The following is a 24,329-nucleotide window of genomic DNA, read 5'->3' as shown; positions in this document are numbered from 1 at the left end:
CCGGTTGCTCAAGGAATTGTGGAACTACTGGTTATGGGTTCTCGCGGTGGTGATGCCGCCGACTCAGTACTGCGTGGCTTCGGCTGCGCGTGGAACGGCGGTCGCGGATCCGGGCGGGTTCTTGTTTGCTGGCACGCTGTTGGGTCCTGAGGCAACACACGTTGTTTCTGGTGTGGTGTTTGAGAACTGTAGAGTGGATGCGAGCATCTTTGTGGTCAAGTTGTTAAGGGCACATGGTGGATGTCTTGGCTTCAGGAGCCGATGAAGGACGTGGGAGGCTGCGATATGCCTCGGGGAGCTGTCAACCGAGCTGTGATCCGAGGATTTCCGAATGGGGAAACCCAGCACCAGTGATGTGGTGTTACCCGCCGGTGAATATATAGCCGGTGTGGAGGGAACGCGGGGAAGTGAAACATCTCAGTACCCGCAGGAAGAGAAAACAAAAGTGATTCCGTGAGTAGTGGCGAGCGAAAGCGGAAGAGGCTAAACCGTTTGCATGTCAAGCTGTCAGGCGTTGTGCGGGCGGTGTTGTGGGACCCACCTTGGAGAGACTGACATTTCTCCGGATGTACGCGATGGTTAGCGGAACGCCTTGGGACGGGCGGCCGGAGCGGGTGAGAGCCCCGTACGCGAAAGCTGTCGTCGTAGGTCTTGGTGGTGTTCCCGAGTAGCAGCGAGCTCGTGGAATTTGCTGTGAATCTGCCGGGACCACCCGGTAAGCCTAAATACTTCCTGGAGACCGATAGCGGACGAGTACCGTGAGGGAAAGATGAAAAGTACCCCGGGAGGGGAGTGAAAGAGTACCTGAAACCGTGTGCCTACAAGCCGTCAGAGCCTTCGGGTGATGGCGTGCCTTTTGAAGAATGAGCCTGCGAGTTAGTGCTGCGTGGCGAGGTTAACCCGGGTGGGGTAGCCGTAGCGAAAGCGAGTCTGAATAGGGCGATACAGTCGCGTGGTCTAGACCCGAAGCGGAGTGATCTACCCATGGCCAGGGTGAAGCGACGGTAAGACGTCGTGGAGGCCCGAACCCACTTAGGTTGAAAACTGAGGGGATGAGCTGTGGGTAGGGGTGAAAGGCCAATCAAACTCCGTGATAGCTGGTTCTCCCCGAAATGCATTTAGGTGCAGCGTCGCGTGTTTCTTGCCGGGGGTAGAGCTACTGGATGGTCTAGGGGCCTTACCGGGTTACCGAAATCAACCAAACTCCGAATACCGGTTAGTGAGAGCGCGGCAGTGAGACGGCGGGGGATAAGCTTCGTCGTCGAGAGGGAAACAGCCCAGAACACCAGCTAAGGCCCCTAAGTGTGTGCTCAGTGGGAAAGGATGTGGGATTGCCCAGACAACCAGGAGGTTGGCTTAGAAGCAGCCACCCTTGAAAGAGTGCGTAATAGCTCACTGGTCAAGTGGTCCTGCGCCGACAATGTAGCGGGGCTTAAGCACACCGCCGAAGCTGTGTCATTCACACAATACATCCGCGAGAGCTTTCGGGCTCTTGTGCAGTGGTGTGGATGGGTAGGGGAGCGTCCTGCATCCAGGGAAGCGGCCGCGGAAGCGAGTCGTGGAGGGTGCGGGAGTGAGAATGCAGGCATGAGTAGCGAATGCAGAGTGAGAAACTCTGCCGCCGGATGACCAAGGGTTCCTGGGCCAGGCTAATCCGCCCAGGGTAAGTCGGGACCTAAGGCGAGGCCGACAGGCGTAGTCGATGGACAACGGGTTGATATTCCCGTACCCGAGCATGTGCGCCCATGGCGAGGCGGTTGACACTAACCACCCGAAGCCGCGGACGATGTCTTCGGACGGAGTTCGTGTGTGGAGCGTGGGACCTGATTCCGTAGTAGTCAAGCGATGGGGTGACGCAGGAAGGTAGCTCCGCCAGGCGATGGTTGTCCTGGTGTAAGCGTGTAGGCCGTCATGTAGGCAAATCCGCATGGCATATAGGCTGAGACGTGATGCGTAGCCGTTTGAGGCGAAGTGGGTGATCCTATGCTGTCGAGAAAAGCCTCTAGTGAGTGCATGCACGGCCCGTACCCCAAACCAACACAGGTGGTCAGGTAGAGAATACCAAGGCGATCGGGTGAACTGTGGTTAAGGAACTCGGCAAAATGCCCCCGTAACTTCGGGAGAAGGGGGGCCAAACACCTTGAAGTCCCGTGCGGACGGAGGGGTGGTTGGCCGCAGAGACCAGCGGAAAGCGACTGTTTACTAAAAACACAGGTCCATGCGAAGTCGCAAGACGATGTATATGGACTGACGCCTGCCCGGTGCTGGAACGTTAAGAGGACCGGTTAACTCACTTTGTGGGTGAAGCTGAGAATTTAAGCGCCAGTAAACGGCGGTGGTAACTATAACCATCCTAAGGTAGCGAAATTCCTTGTCGGGTAAGTTCCGACCTGCACGAATGGCGTAACGACTTTCCGGCTGTCTCGACCACAGGCCCGGCGAAATTGCATTACGAGTAAAGATGCTCGTTACGCGCGGCAGGACGGAAAGACCCCGGGACCTTTACTATAGTTTGGTATTGGTTTTCGATTCGGCTTGTGTAGGATAGGTGGGAGACTGTGAAGCTCGGACGCTAGTTCGGGTGGAGTCGTTGTTGAAATACCACTCTGGTCGGATTGGGAATCTGAACCTCGGACCATGATCTGGTTCAGGGACAGTGCCTGATGGGTAGTTTAACTGGGGCGGTTGCCTCCTAAAGGGTAACGGAGGCGCCCAAAGGTTCCCTCAGCCTGGTTGGCAATCAGGTGTCGAGTGCAAGTGCACAAGGGAGCTTGACTGTGAGACAGACATGTCGAGCAGGGACGAAAGTCGGGACTAGTGATCCGGCACCTCCTGGTGGAAGGGGTGTCGCTCAACGGATAAAAGGTACCCCGGGGATAACAGGCTGATCTTGCCCAAGAGTCCATATCGACGGCATGGTTTGGCACCTCGATGTCGGCTCGTCGCATCCTGGGGCCGGAGTAGGTCCCAAGGGTTGGGCTGTTCGCCCATTAAAGCGGCACGCGAGCTGGGTTTAGAACGTCGTGAGACAGTTCGGTCCCTATCCGCCGCGCGCGCAGGATACTTGAGGAAGGCTGTCCCTAGTACGAGAGGACCGGGACGGACGGACCTCTGGTGTGCCAGTTGTCACGCCAGTGGCATGGCTGGTTGGCTATGTTCGGAAGGGATAACCGCTGAAGGCATCTAAGCGGGAAGCCTGTTCCAAGATGAGGTATCCCACCCCTTTGCGGGTTAAGGCCCCCAAGAGACGATTGGGTTGATAGGCCAGAAATGGAAGCACAGTAATGTGTTGTCGAGTTGACTGGTACTAATAGGCCGAGGACTTGCCCACGAAGATGTTGCGCATCCACTCTACGGTTCTGAAACACCACACCGGTCACCCTTCACAGGGTGGGTGTGTTGTTTCGGAGTGTTTCGGTGGTTTTAGCGTCAGGGAAACGCCCGGTCCCATTCCGAACCCGGAAGCTAAGCCTGACTGCGCCGATGGTACTGCAACCGAAGGGTTGTGGGAGAGTAGGACACCGCCGAACTTAACGTGACAGTCTGGGCCCCGGTCCGAGAACCCTCGCTGGTTCTCCCGGGGCCCAGACTCATTTCCCGGTCGGAAAAGGCCCGGACCCCCGCGTGGGTCCGGGCCCTTTGTCGTGTCCGGGTCACAGCGACAGCCCGCGGTTGGCGTCGGAGAGACGATGCGAGGAGAACGCGGCCGGTGACGGAGAATCGACGCGTCCACCGGGACGGGGCAACCAGCAACGTCGGGCTCGTGGGCGGAGAATCGATGCCTCCGCGGCGAAGGAACAGCCAGCAACAGCCGGGCTGATGGACGGAGGATCGATGCCTCCGCGGCGAAAGAACAGCCAGCAACAGCCGGGCTGATGGACAGAGAATCGACGCGTTCGCCGCGAAGGAACAGCCAGCATCCGGCCCGGGGGACGGAGAGTTGACGCCTCCGTCGCGATGCGGCAGCCAGCAGCACCGGGCACTGGCGAGCCGCCACCGGGCTCTGTCGCCTTCCGCTCAGCCCTTATCCGTACGGGTTCAAGGGTTCCGGCAAAGCCTGCGGCGAAGCAACCGGGTGCGGACGTCGTCTCCTAACCCCGGCTTCGTCCTGTTCTGGGCAACAAAAAGAGGGTGCCGGAGCACGAAGCCCCGGCACCCTCTGTGGAACCGTCACCCGAACCTGGCCCCGAACCCGGGCCGCTGGCTTACTTCAGGGCTGAGCCCTTCTGCCAGTCGGTCCAGGACTTGGACCAGTCGCCGTACAGGTCCCACACCGGGAGTTGCGGGCCGCCCGAGTTGGTGACCTCTACGACGTCTCCCAGGCCGAAGTTGTTGAAGAACCATTCGGCGTTCGCGGCGTTCAGGTTGATGCAGCCGTGCGAGACGTTCGAGTTTCCCTGCTGTCCGACGCTGTTCGGGTTCTCGTGGACGAACTCGCCGTCGTTCGAGATGCGTTCGGAGAACTTCTCGTTCGAGCGGTACGCCTTCGGGTCCGGCGGGCACACGCCGTACGTGCAGGAGTCCATCGTGTAGTTCGCCTGCTTGTCCGAGATGACGTGCGGGCCGAGATGGGTCGGGGTCGCGTCCTTGCCCATCGAGATCGGCATCGATTTCACCATCGAACCGTTGTGGAAGATCTGCATCTGCTCGCTGTTGCCGTCGGCTTTCGCGATCCACGAATCGTGCACCTTGTACGTTTCGGTGCGATCGTCCGCTCCGTACACGCCATTTCCGAAATCGACGCCGTAAATCTTCGCGGTGACCGTCAGCGTGGTGCCCGGTTTCCAGTATTCCTTCGGCCGGTAGTGGACGTTCTTGTCGTCCATCCAGTACCAGCTGCCGTCCTGCTTCGGCGACGACTCGACCGTCAGCGCCTTCTCCACGGCGGCTTTGTTCTTCACCGCGGTGCCGAAGCTGAAGACGATCGGCTGCCCGACACCGACGCCGGTGCTCTTCACCGCGTTCGGGGCCGGGATCAGGTTCGCGTTCGCCTGCTTCTTCGGCGACAGCGTGGTCACCTGGCCCTGCTGTTCGACGGTTTTCCCGTCCGCCCCTTGGGCATGCGCCTTCACCTGGTAGGTGCCGCCGTAGCCGAGCACCTCGGTGGTCGTCCAGCTGAGCTTGTCCGGAGAGAACTCGCCCGCGACGGGTTTGCCCTTGGCGCTCGTGACCGTGACGTCCGTGAGCTTCCCGTTCGCCGCCTTCACGACGATCGGCGTGCTCGGGCTGATGCCGGACGCGTTGGCCGGTTCGATCGACACCGACGCCGGCGTCGCGGTCTGGTTCGACCCGCCAGGAGAACCGGGCGCGCCGGCGTCGCCGCCGGAGGAACAGGCGGAAAGCAGCAAGGTCGCCGCGAGAATTCCGGCGAGCGGAAAAAATGTCTTCTTCGGGAACATTATGTCTCTTTTGTGAGGGTCCAGGAACGGCAGGTTCAGCTGCAAAACTACGCGATCGGAAAGACGCCTCGACCGGCGGATCGGTGCATTAGGGTGACGCGGATCACCCTCGCGATTCCGCGGCGGATCAGGACCGCAGCAAACCGGGTGCTCCGTAGAGGCCGGGGCCGTCGACGGTCAGCTCTTTCAGATAGTCCCGGGCGGCGTGGTAGGCCTCGGACGCCAGATCGTCGGTGCGCGAGAAGTCCAGCGGGCTCACCCGGACCGGCGCCGGGCCGGGCAGGTAGACCACCGGCACCGACCGGGCGGCGACCGGGGCTTCCAGAACCGCCTGGTTGCGCATGCTGATCATCGCGGTGAACATCATCACCTCGGCGAACGTCCGCGGCGCGCCGGGCATTTTGCCGGGAAACGCGCAGTCCAGGACGACCAGCGACTTCGCGCCCATGCGCAAGGCCTGCCGCATCGGGACATTGGCGACCAGGCCGCCGTCGTAGAGGAGCCGGTCCTCGTGCGGCACCGGCGGGTAGATGCCGGGGATCGCACAGCTCGCCAGCAGCGGGGCTTGCAGCGGCCCGGACGTGAGCAGGACCGGCTCGGCGGTGTCGACGTCGGTGGTGACGACGCCCAGCGGCAGTGCCAGGTCTTCGAACCGGCGGCCGGCGCCGAGGTGGTCGTCGATGATCTTGGCGAGGCCGGTGTTCGGGAACAAATGGGTTTTGCTGTGCCGGAGCGTGCGGACCTGGCTGAACACGCCGCCGGGGAAAGCCTCGGCTTTCGTCATGTGCGCCCAGATGTCGCGCAGCCGCGGGAGCCGGTCGTCGCCGGGAAGGGACAGCACCGCGGCGTTCAGCGAGCCGACGGACGTGCCGACCGCCAGATCCGGCGTGATGCCCGCTTCGTCCAGGGCCTGCAGCATGCCCACCTGCAGCGCGCCGAGACTGCCGCCTCCGCCGAGGACGAACGCGACCGGCTTCGGGAGGTCTAAGGCCTGCATACGGTCGAATCTAATCCGCTGACCGGCTTCCGGGCGGGTGACTTCGGGTGAGCTAGGTCAATTGCCGGTGCGGGCGGGCTCTTCCGGCCGCTCGTCCGGGGACGGGGACGGGGACGCAGACGACCCGCCCAGCGCCTTGCGTTTCTTCAAGCGCAGCAAGAAGAACACCAGCACCCCGACCACCAGCGCGGCCACCACGAGGAATCCGGTGTTCATCGCGCTTTCGACCTGCTTGGCCGCCTCGCCCAGCGCGGCGCCGAGACTGATGTGCACGAGCGACCAGCAGAGCGCCCCGGCGGCGGTCGCGGGGAGGAATTTCCGGAACGGCAGGTTCGACGCTCCGGCGGCGGCCGGGGTCAGCGTGCGCAGCACGGGCAGGAACCGCGCGAAGAACACCGCCCACGCGCCGCGGCGTTCGAGCACGCCGGTGGCCTTGTCCCAGGCGTCGAGCCCGTATTTGCGGATGAGCTTCGTCTCGCGCAGCCTCGGCCCGAACTTCCGGCCGAGGGCGTAGCCGATCGAATCGCCCAGCGCCGCGCAGACGGTCACGACCGCCCACAGCGTCAGGAAGCGGGGCACGGACGTCGCCGTGGTCGCCGCGATCAGCAAGCCCGACTCGCCCGGGGCGATGAAGCCGAGGCCGATCGTGCACTCGGCCAGCACGAGCCCGCCTGCCGCCGCGACGAGACCCGGTTGGGGGAGTGCCTGCAACCAGTCCAGGATGTCCGTTACTAAAGCCACACCATCACTTTACTGATTCTTGGGAATCGCGTGCCACGTTAGGGGGACCCGGAGACGAATGAGGGGCCCCGGTGCGTAATCGGGGCCCCTCGGCGGGACGGCTTCAGCGGGACAGCAGGCTGCTGGCTTCCTGAGCAGCGGGTCCTTCGGCTGCGAGGTGGGCGAGGTTCTCCGGCAATTCCTCGCCCCGGTGGGCCTTGGTCTGGGCGTAGAGCCGTCCGGCGCGGTAGGACGACCGCACCAACGGCCCCGCCATCACGCCCGGGAACCCGATCGCCTCAGCGGTCTTGGCGTGTTCCACGAACTCTTCCGGCTTGACCCACCGGTCCACCGGGTGATGCCGCGGCGACGGGCGCAGGTACTGGGTGATCGTGATGATCTCGCACCCGGCGTCGTAGAGATCCTGCAACGCGACCCCGACCTCCTCGGGGGTCTCGCCCATGCCCAGGATCAAGTTCGACTTCGTCACCAACCCCGCCGCCCGAGCCTGCGTGATCACATCCAGCGACCGCGCGTACCGGAACCCGGGACGGATCCGCTTGAAAATCCGCGGCACCGTCTCCACGTTGTGCGCCAGCACCTCCGGACGCGACCCGAACACCTCCGCCAACTGCTCCGGCTCCGCATTGAAATCCGGAATCAACAGCTCCACACCCGTGCCCGGGTTGAGCGCGTGGATCTGCCGCACCGTCTCCGCATACAGCCACGCACCGCCGTCAGCCAGGTCATCCCGGGCCACACCGGTGATCGTCGAATACCGCAAACCCATCGCCTGCACGCTCTCCGCGACCTTCCGCGGCTCCGTCCGGTCCAGCGCAGCGGGCTTGCCGGTGTCGATCTGACAGAAATCACACCGCCGCGTGCACTGATCCCCGCCGATCAGGAACGTCGCCTCCCGGTCCTCCCAACACTCGTAAATGTTGGGACAACCAGCCTCCTCACAGACAGTGTGGAGACCTTCGCGGCGCACCAGACCCTTGAGTTCGGTGAACTCCGGACCCATCCGCACCCGCGTCTTGATCCACGACGGCTTCTTCTCGATCGGCGTCTCGCTGTTGCGCACCTCAAGCCGCAACAACTTCCGCCCCTCCGGTGCAGCACTCACGGCCTCCACCCTACGCCGGGATTTTCCGGTGAACCGGACCCGATCCACCCCCTGGACGGCGCGGAATTCCCCGGAATCTCCCAGAAGCTCGGCGGGTTCCCCCGGACCGGCCCGGCACGCTCGCCGGCATGACAGCGATCGAAGTACGCGGGCTCACGAAACGGTACGGGCCCGGCACCGTGGTGGACGATCTGTCGTTCAGCGTCGAGCCCGGGCAGGTCACCGGGTTCCTCGGGCCGAACGGGGCGGGCAAATCCACGACGCTGAAGATGATCACCGGCCTCGCCGCCCCGACTCGCGGGTCGGTGACGATCGGCGGCCGGCGCTACCGGGACCTGCCGGCGCCGCTCACGGAGGTCGGCGCGCTGCTCGACGCGGGTGCGGTGCACGGGGCCCGCCGGGCGCGCGACCACCTTCTCGCGCTCGCGGCGAGCAACCGGCTGCCCCGGCGGCGGGTCGACGAGGTGCTCGCGCGCACCGGCATGGACAGTGCGGCCGGGCGGAAGGCGGGCGGGTTTTCGCTCGGGATGCGGCAGCGGCTCGGCATCGCGGCCGCGCTGCTCGGCGATCCCCGGGTGCTGATTTTCGACGAACCGGTGAACGGACTCGACCCCGAGGGCATCCGCTGGATCCGGGACTTCATGCGCTCGCTCGCCCGCGACGGACGCGCGGTGCTGGTGTCCAGCCATCTCATGAGCGAGATGGCGCAGACCGCCGACCGGCTGATCGTCATCGGCCGGGGCAAGCTGCTCGCCGACACCGCTACCGCCGACCTGGCCGGTCAGCCGGGCCCGGTGCTCGCCCGCGCCGCCGATCCGGACGGCTTCGCCCGCCATCTGCTCGCCGCCGGCGCCACCGTGCGGGACAGCGCCGGACGGGCGCTGGTCGTCTCCGGCCTGACCAGCGACGAGATCGGAAAACTGGCCGCGTACCACGGGGTGGCGCTCGCGGAGCTCACGCCGCAGCGGGTTTCGCTCGAGGACGCGTTCCTCGCGCTCACCGAGGACAGCACCGAGTACCAGGGGGTGGTCGCATGATGGTCTCCGGCACCCTCCGGGCGGAGTGGATCAAGCTCCGCAGCCTGCGTTCCACCTGGTACACCGTGGCCGGCCTGTTCGCCGCCGGGCTCGGCATCACCGCGCTCGCGACCGCTTCGGCGGGCACCGAGTACGCCAAGGCGACGGCCGCGGAACGCGCGGCCTGGGACCCGACTGGCCTCAGCCTGAAGTCCTTCATCGTCGCGCAGCTGGTCATCGGGGTGCTGGGCGTCCTGGTCGTCACGTCGGAATACGCGACCGGCCTGATTCAGATGTCGCTCACGGCGATGCCTCGGCGGTCTCGGCTGCTGGCGGCGAAGGTGGCGCTCGCCGCGGCCGTCGCCGTCGTGGCCGGGCAGCTGCTGATGTTCGCCGCTTTTCTGATCGGACAAGGGTTTCTCGCCGGTCAGCAGCTGCCGCACGTGAGCCTCGGCGACCCCGGGGTGCTCGGTTCGGTGGCGGGCGGCGGGCTGTACCTCGCCGCGATCGCGCTGCTCGCGGTCGGCCTCGGAACGCTGATCCGGGCGACCGCGGGCGCGCTGGCCGCGCTGGTCGGGATCGTGCTGCTGGTGCCTGCGGTCGCCGACCTTTTCCCGTCCTGGATGCAGTGGCTTTTCACGTTCTGGCCGTCAAAGGGCGCGGCGGCGATCTTCTCCGGCAAGCTCGGTTCGGCTTACCCGAACCCGTGGCTCAACCTCGCCGGGCTTTACGCCGCGGTGGCCGTGGTGCTGGCCGTCGCTTTCGCGGCGTTCCGCAGGCGGGACGTGTGACCGTGGTCTCCGTACGCTGGCGTTCATGGCAGGGATGACGCCCGCTCGGCTGCTGGTGGTCGACGACGAGGCCACCGTGCGGCAGCTGCTGTCCGCGGCGTTGCGGTTCGCCGGGTTCGAGGTGAGTTCCGCGGCGACTGCAGGCGAAGCAGTCACGCGCGCCGCGGAAGAGCCGCCTGACCTGGTGCTTCTCGACGTGATGCTGCCGGACGCCGCAGCGGGCCGGTGCCGGTGCTCTTCCTCACCGCTCGCGACCGGCAGGCGGACAAGGTCGCCGGACTGTCGCTGGGCGCCGACGACTACGTGACCAAACCGTTCGACCTGGAGGAGCTGATCGCTTGCGGCGCAAGGTCGACACCGGCGAGCCCAAGCTGATCCACACCGTGCACGGCGTCGGGTACGTGATGCGGGAGCCGCGGCGGTGAGGCATCCGCTGCGCCGGATGTCGTTGCGCACCCGGCTTCTGCTGATCACCGCGGGGCTGCTGCTGGCCGGGCCCACGCTGATCAGCGCCGTTGTCTCGGAGCGACTGGAGCGCTACCAGCTCGACCGGATCGACACCCAGCTGCGCGGGTTCACCGAGCTGATCGCACGCGTGCCGTCCGGCGGGCTGCCCGCGGGCGACCCCCGGACGTCGGTGCTGGACCCGGCGCTGGACCTGATCGGCGCCCCGTACGTGGTCTATCTCGGCGCGAACGGCGCGGTGACCGGCGGGATCCATTCGTCGCGGCTGGCCGCGGAAACCCTGCCCTCGCCCGGGGAGCTGCGGTCGGTCCCGGCGCACGGCCCGCCTGCCGAGCTGCGGGCCGCGAACGGTTCGCAGCGCTGGCGCGCGGTCGCGGCTCCGGCCCCGGGCGGGACGGTGATCGCGGCGGCTCCGCTCGCCGAGGCGGACGCCCTGCTCTCCCGGTTGCGGACCAGCAGCGTGGTCACCGGCTCCGTGCTGCTCGTGCTGCTGACCGCGGCGGGCTGGTTCGCGCTGCGCGGCGGACTGCGTCCGTTGCGCCGGATCGAGCACACCGCGGCGGCGATCGCGGGCGGCGATCTCAGCCGCCGGGTGCCCGGGATCGCCGCGCCGGGAACGGAAATCGGCCGCTTGGCGGGGTCGCTCAACACCATGCTCGGACAGCTGGAGCGCGCCTTCGCCGACCGGACCGCCTCCGAGGCGCGGATGCCGACCTTCGCCGCGGACGTCAGCCACGAACTGCGCACGCCGCTTTTCGGGATCAAGGGCACCGCCGAGCTGTACCGGATGGGCGCGCTCCCGAAACAGTCCGATGTGGACGAAGCCATGCGCCGGATCGACCGGGAAGCGGTCCGGCTGGCCGCGCTCACCGAGGACCTGCTTTTGCTTGCCCAGCTGGACGAATCCCCGGAAGCGCAGCTCGACCGCGCGCCGATGGACCTGCGCACGCTCGCCGGCGACGCCCGGCACGCGGTGCGCGCGCTCGACCCGTCGCGGCCGGTCGAGCTGACCGGCCCCGGCGGCGAGGGCGGGCCTGGTCCGGCGCCGGTGAACGCTGATGAGGCGCGGTTGCGGCAGGTAGTCACCAATCTCGTCGGCAATGCTGTCGCGCACACTCCGCCGGGCACCGCGGTTCGCGTCGGGGTCGGGACCGTGGCCGGCCGGGCGGTGCTGGAGGTCGCCGACGAAGGCCCGGGAATCCCCGCGGCGCAAGCGAAACGGGTCTTCGACCGGTTCTATCGCGCGGACCGTTCGCGCGCCCGGACACCTGGGGCGAACGCGGGTCTGGGGCTCGCTATCGCCCGGTCGCTGACGCGCGCGCACGGAGGCGAACTCGAATTGCGCACCGGGGTGGGGGAGGGAGCGTGTTTCCGGATCGCGTTGCCGCTGCTGGAGTTCAGCGCGGATCGGGAGTGACGCCGGTCAGCTCGGCGGTCAGCTCCCACAACCTGGTCCCGGCTTCCGGATCCCGGGCCGGGGCGAGGGTGCGCACCTTCGCCGGACGGCCGCGGACGGCGAAAACCGGTCCGAGGTAGTCGCCGCCTTCGACGTCCGGGGCGGTCGCGGCGTACAGCTGCGGCAGCGCGCCGTGCTCGACGCGCTGGGCCAGCAGCATTCCGCCGAGCTTGCCGATTTCCCGGAGTGCGGTGCGGAGCACGGGATTCCGGTACGAGCTGGCCATGTTCGTGGTCAGCCCGGTCGCGGTGTAGCCGGGATGCGCCAGCACGCTGCGCACGGTGGAATCCGCCGCGCGCAGGCGCCGGTCCAGTTCGATGCCGAAGGTTTGGTTCGACAGTTTCGCCTGGCCGTACGCGGCTGCCGCGCGGTACGGACGGCGTTCGGCGTTCGGGTCGTCCAGGTGCAGGTGCGCGCCGATGGCGGCGACGCTGGACAGCGTGACGACGCGTCCGGCCGGTGCGCCGCGGAGGGCGGGCATCAGCAGCCACGTCAGCGCGGCGTGCCCGAGGTGGTTCGTGCCGAATTGCAGCTCGAAACCGTCCGCGGTGCGGCCCTGCGCGGTGGCCATCACCCCGGCGTTGTTCATCAGCACGTCGAGTGCGTCGCCGGCGAGTTCGCGCACCTTGGCGGCGGCTTCGCGGACAGACGCCAGATCGGCGAGGTCCAGCCGAACGAGTTCGGGTTTGGCTCCGGAAGCCACGGCGCGGACCCGGTCGAGCGCGGTTTCGCCGCGCTCCGGCGAACGGCAGCCGAGCAGCACGCGCGCGCCGTGCGCGGCGAGGACTTCCGCCGAACGCAGGCCGAGGCCGGAATTCGCACCGGTGATCAGGACGGTCCGGCCGCTCTGGTCGGGGATCCGGGCCTCGGTCCAGCGTTCGCTCATCGGGCTAGCTAACTACACGTCACGCGCTCGGCGCGAGCAGGCGCAGCAGATGCCCGACCGGGCCGCGCCTGCGGACCGGGCCGGCGTCGCCGGCGCGCAGGAGCGCCTCGAGCGTCCGCCCGACCTTGACGATCTCGTCGGCGGGCTCCTCCGGTTCGGCGAGGCCCGCGGTGAGCGCCAGCATGTGCAGTTCGGTGCGGTGCAGCGGTTCCAGCGCCGGGCAGCGCTCGAGCGCGCCGTCCAGCACCGCCCGCAGGTCTTCGTGGTCGTGCTGCGCCTGCCGCCACGCCCGGGTGACGGCGTCGACCTGGTCGCCGGGCAGCTCCGCCTCGTCGGGGTCGGCGAACTCGGCGCGCAGGTAGCCGCTGAGCAGCTGCGTCCACTTGTACTGCAGCGCCAGCAGCAGGTTCTCTTCGGTGCCGAACTCTTCGGCGGCACCGGGGATCTCGGCCAGCGACAGCGGCGCCCGGGGCGCCCGCCTCGCCTGGCGGACAGCGGCATCGAGGATCTCTCGCCGCCGGTAGAAGTCGGTCCAGCTCATGGTGTGGCTCCCCTTCCGTGACCCGGGCCATACTGCCGGTCTGCGGCATACTCCCGGTACGGACCTGACGCGGCCAACATACCACGGGTATGGTCCGGCGACCCCCGGCGTAAGGTTGTGAGCGTGCCGACAATGAGGTCCCGACGACTCGACTACTCCGAGTCGACCCGCTCCGCCCTGGTCGACAGCGCGGTCGAACTGTTCACGAAACGCGGATACGCGGGCACCTCGCTCGACGAGGTGGCCAAACGCGCCCGCGTCACGAAAGGCGCGCTGTACCACCATTTCAGCGGCAAGCAGGCGCTCTTCGAGGCCGCGTTCGAACAGGTGGAAAGCCTGGTCTACGACCGGCTGCAGAAGATCATGACCGGCGACGGCGAGCCGTGGGAACGCGCGATGGGCGGGCTGCAGGCGTTCATCCGCAGCTGTCTCGACCCGTCGTACCAGCGGATCGCCATCCACGAGGGCCCGGTCGTGATGGGCTGGGAACGCTGGCGCGAGGCGGAGGAGCAGTCCAGCTTCGGGCTCGTGCGGTCCGGGCTGCAGCTGCTGGTGGACGCGGGCGAGGTGGAGCCGGTGCCGGTCGACCTCACCGCGCGGCTGCTGTTCGGCGCGCTGTCGAGCGCGGCCACCGAGATCGCCGGCGCGGCCGATCCGAAGAAGGTCGGGGCCGAGATCGAGGACGTCATCACGCGGATGCTGACCCGGCTGCGCCGTCCCGCGGAGCGGCCCGCCGCGGGGTGACGGATCCGCCGTTAGGCTGGCGGACATGGACTTGAGGATCTTCACCGAACCCCAGCAGGGCGCGAGCTACGACGACCTGCTGCGGGTCGCGCGGACCACCGAAGCCGCGGGATACGACGCGTTCTTCCGCAGCGACCACTACCTCAAGATGGGCAGCGCGGACGGCCTTCCCGGGCCGACCGACGCGTGGATCACCCTCGCCGGCCTCGCCCGCGAGACCGAGCGGGTCCGGCTCGGCACGCTCGTCACCGCGGCCACCTTCCGCCACCCCGGCCCGCTCGCGATCTCGGTCGCGCAGGTGGACCAGATGTCCGGCGGGCGCGTGGAATTCGGCCTCGGCACCGGCTGGTACGACGACGAGCACACCGCCTACGGCCTCACCTTGCCGCCGCTCAAGGAGCGGTTCGACCGCTACGCCGAGCAGCTCGCGGTGATCACCGGCCTGTGGAAGACGCCGGCCGGGGAGAAGTTCTCCTACTCCGGCGAGTACTACACGCTCGCCGATTCGCCCGCGCTGCCGAAGCCCGCGCAGTCGCCCGCGCCGCCGGTGATCATCGGCGGGGGCGGCAAGAAGCGCACCCCGGCGCTGGCCGCGCAGTACGCCGACGAGTTCAACCTGCCGTTCGTGGACTCCGACACCGCGCTCGCGCAGTTCGAGCGCGTCGACGCAGCGGCGGAGGCGATCGGCCGCAACCCCAAGGAAATCCTGCGTTCGGTCGCGCTCGTGCTCGCGGCGGGCCGGGACGAGGCCGAGGTCGCCCGCCGGGCCGGGGCGATCGGACGCGAGGTGGACGAACTGCGGGCCAACGGACTGGCCGGGACCGCGGCGGAGATCGTGGACCGGATCGGGCAGTGGCGGGAGAAGACCGGGATCACCCGGCTGTACCTGCAGGTGCTCGACCTTTCCGACCTCGACCACATCGAGTTCGTGGCCTCCGAGGTCGCGCCGCAGCTGGACTGAAAGCGGTGAGGGGAACCCTGAGGGAAGCAGAGTCCCTCAGGGTTTCCCTCACGGACGGTCAGGTCAGTTCTGCAGGGCGAAGGTGACGCCGGGGGCCTTCGGGGCCTCCGGACGCGGCAGCCAGCGGTCGTCGCTCACCGGCAGTTCGCCTTCGAGCGCGGCCAGCACCAGCTCCTTCGCCACCGGCAGCACCTCGGCGACCGGGACGTCGCGCTGCAGTTCCCAGGACAGCGACGTGGTGCCCGCGTCGCGGATCCCGCACGGCACGATGTTGTCGAAGGCGGCCAGGTCGGCGTTGCAGTTCAGCTCGAACCCGTGCATCGTCACGCCGCGCTGGACGCGGATGCCGATCGCGGCGATCTTGCGCTCGATCCCGCGCTCGTCGGCCGGGATCCACACGCCGCTGCGGCCCTCGACGCGGCCGGAGCGCACGCCGAACCGGTCGCACACCGCGATCAGCGCCTCCTCGAGGCGGCGCACGTAGTGCATGACGTCGATCGGGTCGGCGAGCTTCAGGATCGGGTAGCCGACCAGCTGGCCGGGGCCGTGCCAGGTGATCTTGCCGCCGCGGTCGACGTCGATCACCGGGGTGCCGTCGGCGGGCCGGTCCTCGGGTTCGGTGCGCTTGCCCGCGGTGTAGACCGACGGGTGCTCCAGCAGCAGCATGGTGTCCGGCCCGGTTTCGTCCGCGCGCGCGGCGAGGATCTCCCGCTGCAGGTCCCAGGCCTCGGTGTAGTCGATCGTCCCGATCTCGCGCACGACGAGGGGCTCGGTGGCGATCCGGCAGCTTGCGCTCGAAGAACTCACCGTTCGAGGCTACGCCTTTCGCCCGGCGGAACGGGAATCAGCCGGAGTGCGGTCGCTGACACCAGCCCCACGCCGAGCACCGCGAGCACGGCCCCGACCGTGTCGGTGACCCAGTGCACGCCGAGCACGATCCGGCAGGCCGCGGCCAGCACGGTCGCGGCGGCGGATATCCCGATCGCCCACCGCACGAACCGCGGCCGGAGCCAGGCGCAGAGCAGCACCACGACCAGGCTCGTCGTCGCCACGGAAACGACGTGGCCGCTGGGGTAGCTCAGATCCGGGTACACGCGCGGACGCTGGCGCTGAAACACCGGTTTGAACGCCAGGCTGGTGAACCGGCACAGCAGGAGCACCACGGCGAGCCGCACGCACAGCGATAACCGCGACCGGTCCCGCAGCACGATGGCCAGCAGCACCGCGCCGAGCACATACGGCAGCACCGGGCCGAGGACGTTCGTCACCACGCCCGCGATCTGGCCGGCCAGGCGAGTGTCCTGTCCCCGCAGGGCCGTGGCGACCTCGGCGTCGAGCTGCAGCGGCTGCCGGTCCACGAGCAAGCCGAGCCCGAGGAACGCGGCGAACAGCACCACGCCGACGACGATCCACCGGAAGCGCGGCATCGTCACGTCGCCGCGGCGAGCGCGCTGTCGACGGTGCGGTGCCGGAATTCGTACCCGCTCGCCTCCAGCTTCCGCGGCACCGCGCGCTGCCCGAACAACGCCATCTCCTCGGCGGCCTGGCCGAGAGCGAGCTTCATCGCGATTTCCGGCACCCACCACGGCGCTGGCCGGTGCACGGCGCGGCCGAGGGCGCGGGTGAACTCGGCGTTGGTGACCGGGATCGGTCCGGTGAGATTGACCGGTCCGGACAGCGAATCGTGCTCCAGAATGTGCAGGAGGGCACCGATTTCGTCGTCCAGCGCGATCCACGGCAGGTACTGGCTGCCGTCGCCGAGCCGTCCGCCGAGCGCGAGGCGGAAAAGCGGGCGCAGTACGTCGAGCAGGCCGCCGTGGCGGGCCAGGACGAGACCGGTGCGCACCGAGACCACGCGGGCGTTGGCCGCCGCGGCCGTCGCGTTCTCCCATTCGACGCACATCTCGGCGAGAAAACCGTTGCCGGCCTTGGTGTTCTCATCGACCACAGTGGACCCGGTGTTGCCGTAGTAGCCCACCGCGGAGGCATTCACCAGCACGCCGATGCCATGCTCGGCGACCGCTTCGGCGAGCACTTCGGTCGGCTCCACGCGGCTGTCGAGCAGCTGCTGTTTGCGCATTCCGCTCCACCGCCCGGGCAGCAGCGGTGCTCCGCACAGGTTCACCACCGCGTCGACGCCGTCGAACGCGCCGTCGTCGATCCGTCCCGACGGCGGGTCCCAGCCGCTCTCGTCTTCCGCCCGCGCGGTGCGCCGCACCAGCCGGCGCACGTCGTGCCCGGATTCGCGCAGCCGTCCGGTCAATGCGGTGCCGAGGAGACCGCCGGAGCCCGCGATGAGTACCCGCATGCCTCTGATCGTGTCCTATCGGCCGGGCTCGCGCACACCCGGGCGGAGCTGACCGGCGACGTCGGCGGCGGCGGTCAGCAGCACCAGCGCGGGAATCGCGGCGGTCGGCTTGAGCCGGTAACTGCCGCGCCGGTCCTGCTCGACCAGTCCGGCCGCGGTGAGCGCCTTGAGGTGGTGATAGAGCCGTCCCGGAGAGCTGAGTTCGGCGGCTTCCCGCAGCGCCGCCCCGGTCTGTGCGCCGTCGCGGGCGAGCAGCCGGACGAGCGCGATCCGGTCGGTGTTCGCCAGCGCGGCCAGCACCTCGGCGCGCGGCGCGTCCGGCAGCGACAGCGCCGCCGGGACGGCGAGCCGGATTTCCCAGCGCAGCTCGGGATCGGTCAATTCCCCCTGATAGCCGACGATCCCCTGCGGACTGTCCAGGACGGGTTCGGCGGGCCGTCCCTCCAGCGCGGCCATCCGGCGTTCGAGCGCCGCGACGCGCTCGGCGAGGTCCTCGGTCATGCGGGTCAGTGTCCCAGCGCGCGCTCCAGTGCGGCGAAGGTGTCCGGGAGGTACAGCGCGTCGACGCACAGCCGCATCAGCCCTGGCAACTCGCGCAGATCGGCGGCCGTCGCGTTCTGGAGCAGGAGCGTGCCGGTGCTCGGAGCGCGGTCGGGCCACAGCACGTCGAACGCCAGCACCAGGACGGTGGACAAGCTGCCGCCTTTGAACAGCAAGGCGTCCGCGCCCGGCGGCTTCCGCTCCGGGAACTGGGTGAGGATCTGCTGCGCGAGGACAGCGGCCCGGTCTTCGCTCCCGGCGATTTCGCGGTGCAGCCCGAACAACTGCGCGGCAGTGCCCTGGCCGGTTCCCGCGTCCCAGCTCCTGGTGTGCTCGGGCGTCGGCGGATGGGCGAAGACCCGCGGAATCACGGTGGCGCGGAACGCCGCGTCGCGGACGAACCGGTTCGTCAGCGCGTCGCCGAGGGCGCGGCGGACCGCGCTCGGGGTGCCGGGCGGCGGACAGTACTCGGGGAACACCCACATCAGCGTTTCCCCGCAGAACATCCGGATGTCGGGGCGATGCCAGCCACCGCGCGCGGCGGCGCGGCGCAGCGCCGCGTCACCGAGCCGGGCGTGCAGGTAGTCCGCGGCGGCGTTGTCGCTGACCAGAATCATCAGTTCGGCGATCTGGTGCAGCGGCACTCGCTGCTCCGGGTCCTTCGCGATGCCGAACTCGTCGCACGGGATTCCCAGCAGCGTGAGGGCTTCGTGGTGCGTGCCCTGACCGAGGACGCCGTCGCCGAAGAACGGATGCCGGGCATCCCAATCGCCGACGCGCACCGGCTCGTCCGGATCAAGCCGTCCTTCGGCGACCGCCGTCGTGTAGGCGAGCAGATGCACTGCCTTGACCGCGGAGGCGAGCGGGCGTTGCCGGTCTGGCAGGTGCTCGAAGCGCCTGCGGTCGGAGAAGACCGCGGACACGTCGTCGCGGCGCGCCGCCAGCCGGGCAAGCCAGCCGTCGGGAGTGGATTGGTCCGGGGGAGCGGCCAGTGCGAGCGAGGGCAAGACGAACGTGGCGGCCCCCGCTGCTGCGACCGACGTGAGCAAGCTTCGCCGAGTGAGCATGAGATCAGATTACTCCGGAATTCCGAAGTTCCGGAATACATGAATATTCGGAAACGGCGAAGGCCCCCGCACCCGTGGCGGGTGCGGGGGCCTTCGGCCGAGCGGCTGCCGGGTCAGAGACCCAGCTCGTCCTCGAAGTTGCCCTCTTCCAGCCGCTGCTTGATCGTGGTCAGGAAGCGGCCGGCGTCCGCGCCGTCGACCAGGCGGTGGTCGTAGGTCAGCGGCAGGTACGCCATCGAGCGGACCGCGATGGTGTCGTTGCCCTCGGCGTCGCTCACCACGACCGGGCGCTTCACCACGGCGCCGGTGCCGAGCATGCCGGACTGCGGCTGCACGATGATCGGCGTGTCGAACAGGGCCCCGTTGGAGCCGATGTTCGTGATGGTGAAGGTGCCGCCGGTCAGCTCGTCCGGCTTGACCTGGTTGGCCCGGGCCCGCGCCGCCAGGTCGGCGATGCGGTGCGCGAGACCGGCCAGGCTCAGCTCGCCCGCGTCGTGGATCACGACCGAGAGCAGGCCGCGCTCGGTGTCCACCGCGATGCCCAGGTGCACGGCGCCGTGGTAGGTGATCTCCTTCGTGTCCTCGTTGTAGGACGCGTTGACGTTCGGGTGCTGCTTGAGCGCCTCGACCGTCGCCTTGGCGAAGAACGGCAGGAACGTGAGGTTGACGCCCTCGCGCTCCTTGAACGCCGCCTTCGCGCGCTGGCGCAGCTTGGCGATCTTGGTGACGTCCACCTCGTGCACCTGCGTGAGCTGCGCGGAAACCTGCAGCGACTCGCGGGTCTTGGTGGCGGTGATCTGCCGGATCCGGCTCGCCTTCTGCACGGTGCCGCGCAGGGCGGCGACCTCCGGCGAAACCGCGGCGGCGCGCGGCGCGGCCGGAGCGGCGGCGGCCGGGGCAGCAGCCGGGGCGGAAGCGGCCGGGGCCGGAGCCGCCTTCTGCTTGGCCTCGGCCGCGGCGAGCACGTCCTGCTTGCGGATGCGGCCGCCGACTCCGCTGCCGGTCAGCGACGCGAGGTCGATGCCGTGCTCGGAGGCGAGCTTGCGCACCAGCGGCGTGACGTACGGGCCGTCCGCGGAGCCGTTGTCCGCCGGGGCCTGGGCGGCCGGAGCGGGCTTGCTCTCCTGCGCCGGAGCCGGAGCGGGCTTGCTTTCCTGAGCCGGGGCCGGAGCCGGGGCGGGCTTGCTCTCCTGGACCGGGGCCGGGGCGGGCTCGGGCTTGCTTTCCGGAGCGGGCTTGCTTTCCTGCGCCGGAGCGGCGGCCGGGGCGGCGCCCGCGTCGCCGATGACCGCGAGCACTCCGCCGACCTCGACGGTCTCGTCCTCGCCCGCGCGGATCTCCAGCACGGTGCCGGCGACCGGCGACGGGACCTCGGTGTCGACCTTGTCGGTGGAGATCTCGAGCAGCGGCTCGTCGACCTCGACGGTCTCGCCGACCTGCTTCAGCCAGCGGGTGACGGTGCCCTCGGTGACGCTCTCGCCCAGCTCGGGCAGCTTCACCTCGGTGCCCGAACCGCCCGCGGCCGGAGCGGTGTCCGGCTGCGACGGGGCGGACTCGGCGGGGGCGGCGGATTCGGCCTGGGCAGGGGCTTCCTGCTGCTGGGCGGGCTCGGGCTCCGGCTCGGCCTGCTGGGCCGGGGCGGAGGACTCGGGCACGCCGCCGGTGCCGTCGTCGATCACCGCCAGCTCGCCGCCGACCTCGACGGTGTCGTCTTCCTTGGCGCTGATCTTCACGACCGTGCCTGCCACCGGCGACGGTACTTCGGTGTCGACCTTGTCGGTCGAGATCTCGAGCAACGGCTCGTCGACCTCGACGGTGTCGCCCTCCTGCTTCAACCACCGGGTGACGGTTCCCTCGGTGACGCTCTCGCCGAGCTCCGGCAGCGTGACGGAGTAGGCCATTGTTCGCTGGCTCCCTTGATCGCTAAGACGTGGTCTGGATTGTGCTGGTTGCGCGTCAGCTGTGCACGTGCAGCGGCTTGCCCGCGAGGGCGAGGAACGCTTCGCCGAGTGCCTCGGTCTGCGTGGGGTGCGCGTGGATCAGCGGGGCGACGTCCTCCGGGAACGCCTCCCAGCTGTAGATCAGCTGCGCTTCGCCGATCAGCTCGCCGACCCGGTCGCCCACCATGTGCACGCCGACGACGGGGCCGTCCGGCGCCTTCACCAGCTTCACGCCGCCGGAGGTCTTGAGGATCTGGCTCTTGCCGTTGCCGCCGAGGTCGTAGGTGAACGTGGTGACGTCCGAACCGTACTTCTCCTTGGCCTGGGACTCGGTGAGCCCGACCGAGGCGACCTCGGGGTGCGAGTAGGTGACGCGCGGGATGCCGCGCTCGTCGATGGCGCGCGGGTTGAGCCCGGCGATCTCCTCGGCCACGAAGACGCCCTGCTGGAAGCCGCGGTGCGCGAGCTGCAGGCCCGGCACGATGTCGCCGACCGCGTAGACGCCTCCCAGGTTGGTGCGGAGCCGGTTGTCGGTGAGCACGAAGCCGCGCTCCATAGCGACGCCCGCCTCCTCGTAGCCGTGCCCGGCCGAGTTCGGGCCGCGGCCGACGGCGACCAGCAGCAGGTCGGCCTCCAGCGTCTCGCCGGACTCCAGCGACACGCTGACGCCGTTGTCGTCCTGCTTCGCGCCGGTGAACTTCACGCCGGTCTTGAAGGCGATCTTGCGCCGGCGGAACGCGCGCTCCAGCTGCTTGGAGGCGTACTCGTCCTCGTTCGGGACCAGCCGCGGGAGCGCCTCGACCACGGTGACGTCGACCCCGAAGGAAGCCCACACGCTGGCGAACTCCACGCCGATCACGCCGCCGCCGAGCACGACGACCTTCTTCGGCACGTAGTCCAGCGTCAGCGCCTGCTCGCTCGCGATGATGCGGCCGCCGAGCTCGAGGCCGGGCAGGGTGCGCGAGTACGAACCGGTGGCCAGGATGACGTTCTTGCCGGTGTAGCGGGTGCCGTCGACCTCGACGGTCGTGCCGCCGACGAACCGGCCGGTGCCCTCGACGAGGTTGACCTTGTGCGCCTTGGCCAGGCCCTGGAGGCCCTTGTACAGCCGGGAGACGATCCCGTCCTTGTACTTGTTCACCCCCGCGATGTCGATGCCCTCGAACACGGCCTTGACGCCGAAGGTCTCGGCGTCGCGGGCCTCGTCGGCGACCTCGGCGGCGTGCAGCAGGGCCTTGGTCGGGATGCAGCCCCGGTGGAGGCAGGTCCCGCCCAGCTTGTCCTTCTCGATCAGCGTGACGGAAAGGCCCAGCTCGGCCGCGCGGAAAGCCGCGGCGTAGCCGCCCGATCCGCCTCCCAGGATCACGAGGTCGGCGGAGGTGTCGCTCACTTCAATAACTCCTCGGCAGCGATAGGGGTGGAGCTTCGGTCGCCGCGGCACCCGGTATAACCGCGCGCGCGACAACCGCCATCTTGTCACTACGCCGATCGGCGTTGCGACCTAGCCGGGCCAAGGCGGCGCTGCGACACCGGCCACACACGCGACTGGGAATAATGAAGTCCGGACTCTCGCCGGAAGAAAGGTGGTCGAAGTGGGGATCTTCGACTCGTTGCGCCGCCGCGGAAGACGCGGCCCGGCCGCCGGAGCAGGACGCTCCGGAGGCTCGGGCGACACCCGCTACCTGGAGGAATGGGCCGCCGCGCGCCGCGGGGTGGAGGCTTTTGTCGAGCCGAAAACCACGGTGACTGACACCACTGTGGTGCTCGTCGCGCACGACGGCGAATGGACCCGCCGCCGGATCGGGAGTCTCGATGCCGCGCAGCGGTTCGGGCGGAAGCACACGATTCCGGTGTACGAGGTCGCGCGGGTGGGTTATCCGAAGCGGATGCGGGAGTACACCGAGCGGCGGAAGCGGCGGCCGGGTGGGTGAGTTGGGGGCGTTGGTGCTCGGCTCGTCGCCTGGCGGCGACATTGCCGGTTAGTGGTTGCGTGGGGCACCCCGAAGCTTGATTGTGCTGACGGTTCGGGGGTGCTTGTCAAGGCGGGAAAGATGCCTTGACAAGCACCCCCGAACCGCAGGGAGGCTTCGTATCGGGGTGCGGGGGAGGGGCTGGGTGCCACGCTCTTTGGGTGCAGATGCTGCGGTTTTAGGGCTGGGTGCGTCGCTGTTGGGTGCATCGGTTGCGGTTGCGGTTGGGGGCCGGGTGCCTGGCTCGTTTGGTGCGGCGGTTGCGGTGGGGGCCGGGTGCCTCGATGTTTTGTGCATCGGCGGCGGTTTTTGGGCTTGGAAAGTCGTGCGGGGAGCCCTGAGGGCGTGAGGGTTGTCCGCACGGATTGCAGCGGGTGGGCGGGTCAGGCGCTTGCTTCCAGCAGGCGGTGGTGGTGTTCCAGCAGTGCGCGGAACGAATCGTGTGCGGTGCTGCCGTAGGTGAGGTCCACTTCGACCGTTCGCCAGCTGTCGCCGGTGTGGGTGAGCAGGATCGTGGCGGGGTCGGAGACGATCACGACTGTTCCGTCCGCGCGCAGTTCGCGGGCGGGCAGCAGGCGGGGGAACACCACGTCCGCGGGTAAGCCGTCCGCTAGTGACAGGAATTCTCGGTAGTCGTCGGGCAGGTGGAAGCCGAGGCGTTGTTCGGCGGCGGCGAGGTCGGCGGGCGATGCCGGGGCGGGGGCTCGTTGGCCGCGGAGCCGGAGGATCGACTCGAGCAGTTCCGGCAGGCTGGCCGGGCCGGTCGGATAGCGTTCGCGCAGGGCGGCGATCAGTGCGCCCGCGCAGTGGTCCGGCCATTCCGGGCCGAGGCCGAGCGGGTCCGCGCCGTCGACCAGTCGGGCGGCGAGCGGGCGGGTGGCGGCGAGTGTCGCGACGTCCGGGTTGGGGTGGCTTTCCACGAGTGCGGCCCATGCGTCGAGGTCGGCGGCGGCGAGTGCGTCGCGCACGGGGTCGGGCCGCTGCGGCGCGATCGCGGAGACCACGCCCGCGACTGGAGAGCCGGCGAAAAGACCGTCCAAATCGGACGATCGGCGGGCGAGGAAAGCTTGGTGGGCTTGTTCTTCCGCGTCTAGGTCGAGCGGGACTAGTGCGTCTGCCCATTGTGGACGGTCGCCGCGTGCCTCGAAAAGCATCGCCCAGGCGCGGGCACGGACGGCGTCGTCGGCGAGTACGGACGTCGGGCGTCCGGTCACTGCATGCCATTGCGTGGCAAGGCGGTCCGCGGCGGTGAACGCGCCCGCGGTCGCGAGAAGGAGTGCGGCGTGCCCGATCCGGCGGTCAGCGGCGGCCTCGTCGGCGGTGAGCACCTCGCGGACGGCGGTTTCGAGGTAGTCGTCGCGCTGCATGAGCGCGAGCGTGCCACAACGACGGAGGCCCCGCA

The 24,329-nt window shown here is 68.6% G+C and carries 20 protein-coding genes, 2 rRNA genes and 1 pseudogene; 9 read left to right on the top strand and 14 right to left on the bottom strand.

Features of this window, described 5'->3' with window-relative positions; translation table 11 throughout:
- The first annotated feature begins 213 nt into the window (after positions 1 to 213).
- Positions 214 to 3,331 (top strand): 23S ribosomal RNA (locus tag F9C12_RS13395).
- An 82-nt stretch (positions 3,332 to 3,413) separates the two neighbouring features.
- A 5S ribosomal RNA gene (gene rrf / locus F9C12_RS13390) occupies positions 3,414 to 3,530 on the top strand.
- Positions 3,531 to 4,205: 675 nt separating this feature from the next.
- Here rrf and F9C12_RS13385 read toward each other — a convergent pair.
- From F9C12_RS13385 to lipA, 4 genes are all read right to left on the bottom strand, one after another.
- Positions 4,206 to 5,399 (bottom strand): Ig-like domain-containing protein, encoded by a 1,194-nt coding sequence (locus F9C12_RS13385; RefSeq protein ID WP_409182299.1) that lies wholly within the window; start codon positions 5,397 to 5,399, stop codon positions 4,206 to 4,208.
- Between the two features lie 127 nt (positions 5,400 to 5,526).
- On the bottom strand, positions 5,527 to 6,396 hold the full coding sequence (locus tag F9C12_RS13380) for a patatin-like phospholipase family protein (protein WP_409182298.1): 870 nt from the start codon (positions 6,394 to 6,396) through the stop codon (positions 5,527 to 5,529).
- Between the two features lie 57 nt (positions 6,397 to 6,453).
- Positions 6,454 to 7,137 carry a DedA family protein gene (locus tag F9C12_RS13375; RefSeq protein ID WP_409466081.1) on the bottom strand — a complete coding sequence of 228 codons (684 nt, stop codon included), beginning with the start codon at positions 7,135 to 7,137 and terminating at the stop codon, positions 6,454 to 6,456.
- 103 nt (positions 7,138 to 7,240) lie between these two features.
- Positions 7,241 to 8,242 carry a lipoyl synthase gene (gene lipA, locus F9C12_RS13370; protein ID WP_409466080.1) on the bottom strand — a complete coding sequence of 334 codons (1,002 nt, stop codon included), beginning with the start codon at positions 8,240 to 8,242 and terminating at the stop codon, positions 7,241 to 7,243.
- Between the two features lie 128 nt (positions 8,243 to 8,370).
- Between lipA and F9C12_RS13365 the strand changes: the two genes are divergently transcribed.
- The 4 genes and pseudogenes from F9C12_RS13365 to F9C12_RS13350 all read left to right on the top strand — a co-directional run bounded on the left by F9C12_RS13365 (position 8,371) and on the right by F9C12_RS13350 (position 11,931).
- Entirely contained in the window at positions 8,371 to 9,279 is a 909-nt protein-coding gene (locus F9C12_RS13365) for an ABC transporter ATP-binding protein (protein ID WP_409466079.1), read from the top strand.
- Positions 9,276 to 10,049 (top strand): ABC transporter permease, encoded by a 774-nt coding sequence (locus F9C12_RS13360; RefSeq protein WP_409466078.1) that lies wholly within the window; start codon positions 9,276 to 9,278, stop codon positions 10,047 to 10,049. Before F9C12_RS13365 ends, F9C12_RS13360 begins: the two co-directional genes overlap by 4 nt.
- A 34-nt stretch (positions 10,050 to 10,083) precedes the next feature.
- Positions 10,084 to 10,474, top strand: a pseudogene (locus tag F9C12_RS13355) (response regulator).
- On the top strand, positions 10,471 to 11,931 hold the full coding sequence (locus tag F9C12_RS13350) for a sensor histidine kinase (RefSeq protein WP_409466077.1): 1,461 nt from the start codon (positions 10,471 to 10,473) through the stop codon (positions 11,929 to 11,931). Before F9C12_RS13355 ends, F9C12_RS13350 begins: the two are co-directional and overlap by 4 nt.
- On the opposite strand, the gene F9C12_RS13345 is transcribed toward F9C12_RS13350, so the two are convergent.
- Both F9C12_RS13345 and F9C12_RS13340 read right to left on the bottom strand, forming a co-directional pair.
- Positions 11,912 to 12,856, bottom strand: coding sequence for an oxidoreductase (locus tag F9C12_RS13345; protein WP_409466076.1), 945 nt, complete (start codon positions 12,854 to 12,856; stop codon positions 11,912 to 11,914). The two genes, F9C12_RS13350 and F9C12_RS13345, sit on opposite strands and share 20 nt — an antisense overlap.
- Positions 12,857 to 12,875: 19 nt before the next feature.
- Positions 12,876 to 13,397: a hypothetical protein gene (locus F9C12_RS13340; protein WP_409466075.1), complete on the bottom strand. Its 522-nt coding sequence runs from the start codon at positions 13,395 to 13,397 to the stop codon at positions 12,876 to 12,878.
- Positions 13,398 to 13,529: 132 nt separating this feature from the next.
- Between F9C12_RS13340 and F9C12_RS13335 the strand changes: the two genes are divergently transcribed.
- On the top strand, positions 13,530 to 14,141 hold the full coding sequence (locus F9C12_RS13335; protein ID WP_409182293.1) for a TetR/AcrR family transcriptional regulator: 612 nt from the start codon (positions 13,530 to 13,532) through the stop codon (positions 14,139 to 14,141).
- 25 nt (positions 14,142 to 14,166) lie between these two features.
- Positions 14,167 to 15,102 carry an LLM class F420-dependent oxidoreductase gene (locus F9C12_RS13330; protein ID WP_409182292.1) on the top strand — a complete coding sequence of 312 codons (936 nt, stop codon included), beginning with the start codon at positions 14,167 to 14,169 and terminating at the stop codon, positions 15,100 to 15,102.
- 63 nt (positions 15,103 to 15,165) lie between these two features.
- Here the strand turns inward: F9C12_RS13330 and lipB are convergent, their stop codons facing one another.
- The 7 genes from lipB to lpdA all read right to left on the bottom strand — a co-directional run bounded on the left by lipB (position 15,166) and on the right by lpdA (position 22,347).
- The gene (lipB, locus tag F9C12_RS13325) at positions 15,166 to 15,909 is read right to left on the bottom strand and encodes a lipoyl(octanoyl) transferase LipB (protein WP_409466074.1); all 744 of its coding nucleotides are present in this window, start codon (positions 15,907 to 15,909) and stop codon (positions 15,166 to 15,168) included.
- Complete coding sequence (locus F9C12_RS13320; protein WP_409466073.1) at positions 15,906 to 16,529, bottom strand: phosphatase PAP2 family protein; 624 nt, start codon at positions 16,527 to 16,529, stop codon at positions 15,906 to 15,908. Before F9C12_RS13320 ends, lipB begins: the two co-directional genes overlap by 4 nt.
- Before the next feature lie 2 nt (positions 16,530 to 16,531).
- Positions 16,532 to 17,410: a TIGR01777 family oxidoreductase gene (locus tag F9C12_RS13315; protein ID WP_409466072.1), complete on the bottom strand. Its 879-nt coding sequence runs from the start codon at positions 17,408 to 17,410 to the stop codon at positions 16,532 to 16,534.
- A gap of 15 nt (positions 17,411 to 17,425) precedes the next feature.
- A complete protein-coding gene (locus tag F9C12_RS13310) occupies positions 17,426 to 17,911 on the bottom strand; it encodes an ArsR/SmtB family transcription factor (protein ID WP_409182288.1) in 486 nt (161 codons plus the stop codon).
- A 5-nt stretch (positions 17,912 to 17,916) separates the two neighbouring features.
- Entirely contained in the window at positions 17,917 to 19,017 is a 1,101-nt protein-coding gene (locus tag F9C12_RS13305; RefSeq protein WP_409466071.1) for a serine hydrolase, read from the bottom strand.
- Positions 19,018 to 19,130: 113 nt separating this feature from the next.
- Entirely contained in the window at positions 19,131 to 20,918 is a 1,788-nt protein-coding gene (gene sucB, locus F9C12_RS13300; RefSeq protein WP_409466070.1) for a 2-oxoglutarate dehydrogenase, E2 component, dihydrolipoamide succinyltransferase, read from the bottom strand.
- Positions 20,919 to 20,973: 55 nt separating this feature from the next.
- Positions 20,974 to 22,347, bottom strand: a complete 1,374-nt coding sequence (lpdA, locus tag F9C12_RS13295; RefSeq protein WP_409182285.1) for a dihydrolipoyl dehydrogenase — start codon at positions 22,345 to 22,347, stop codon at positions 20,974 to 20,976.
- Between the two features lie 193 nt (positions 22,348 to 22,540).
- Here lpdA and F9C12_RS13290 point away from each other — a divergent pair, with 193 nt between their 5' ends.
- Positions 22,541 to 22,888: an oxidoreductase gene (locus tag F9C12_RS13290; protein WP_409466069.1), complete on the top strand. Its 348-nt coding sequence runs from the start codon at positions 22,541 to 22,543 to the stop codon at positions 22,886 to 22,888.
- 422 nt (positions 22,889 to 23,310) lie between these two features.
- Here the strand turns inward: F9C12_RS13290 and F9C12_RS13285 are convergent, their stop codons facing one another.
- The gene (locus F9C12_RS13285) at positions 23,311 to 24,294 is read right to left on the bottom strand and encodes an SMI1/KNR4 family protein (protein ID WP_409466068.1); all 984 of its coding nucleotides are present in this window, start codon (positions 24,292 to 24,294) and stop codon (positions 23,311 to 23,313) included.
- Between the last annotated feature and the right edge of the window lie 35 nt (positions 24,295 to 24,329).

The sequence above is a fragment of the Amycolatopsis sp. GA6-003 genome, assembly GCF_046267895.1.
GTDB lineage: Bacteria > Actinomycetota > Actinomycetes > Mycobacteriales > Pseudonocardiaceae > Amycolatopsis.
Note: the sequence above shows the minus strand (reverse complement) of the source record. Positions and strands in the feature narration are given on the sequence as shown.

Coding starts and splice junctions, on each gene's coding strand:
- F9C12_RS13385 (WP_409182299.1), bottom strand. CDS start 5,399: ATGTTCCCGAAGAAGACATTTTTTCCGCTCGCCGGAATTCTCGCGGCG.
- F9C12_RS13380 (WP_409182298.1), bottom strand. CDS start 6,396: ATGCAGGCCTTAGACCTCCCGAAGCCGGTCGCGTTCGTCCTCGGCGGA.
- F9C12_RS13365 (WP_409466079.1), top strand. CDS start 8,371: ATGACAGCGATCGAAGTACGCGGGCTCACGAAACGGTACGGGCCCGGC.
- F9C12_RS13360 (WP_409466078.1), top strand. CDS start 9,276: ATGATGGTCTCCGGCACCCTCCGGGCGGAGTGGATCAAGCTCCGCAGC.
- F9C12_RS13345 (WP_409466076.1), bottom strand. CDS start 12,856: ATGAGCGAACGCTGGACCGAGGCCCGGATCCCCGACCAGAGCGGCCGG.
- F9C12_RS13340 (WP_409466075.1), bottom strand. CDS start 13,397: ATGAGCTGGACCGACTTCTACCGGCGGCGAGAGATCCTCGATGCCGCT.
- F9C12_RS13335 (WP_409182293.1), top strand. CDS start 13,530: ATGAGGTCCCGACGACTCGACTACTCCGAGTCGACCCGCTCCGCCCTG.
- F9C12_RS13330 (WP_409182292.1), top strand. CDS start 14,167: ATGGACTTGAGGATCTTCACCGAACCCCAGCAGGGCGCGAGCTACGAC.
- F9C12_RS13320 (WP_409466073.1), bottom strand. CDS start 16,529: ATGCCGCGCTTCCGGTGGATCGTCGTCGGCGTGGTGCTGTTCGCCGCG.
- F9C12_RS13315 (WP_409466072.1), bottom strand. CDS start 17,410: ATGCGGGTACTCATCGCGGGCTCCGGCGGTCTCCTCGGCACCGCATTG.
- F9C12_RS13310 (WP_409182288.1), bottom strand. CDS start 17,911: ATGACCGAGGACCTCGCCGAGCGCGTCGCGGCGCTCGAACGCCGGATG.
- F9C12_RS13305 (WP_409466071.1), bottom strand. CDS start 19,017: ATGCTCACTCGGCGAAGCTTGCTCACGTCGGTCGCAGCAGCGGGGGCC.
- sucB (WP_409466070.1), bottom strand. CDS start 20,918: ATGGCCTACTCCGTCACGCTGCCGGAGCTCGGCGAGAGCGTCACCGAG.
- F9C12_RS13285 (WP_409466068.1), bottom strand. CDS start 24,294: ATGCAGCGCGACGACTACCTCGAAACCGCCGTCCGCGAGGTGCTCACC.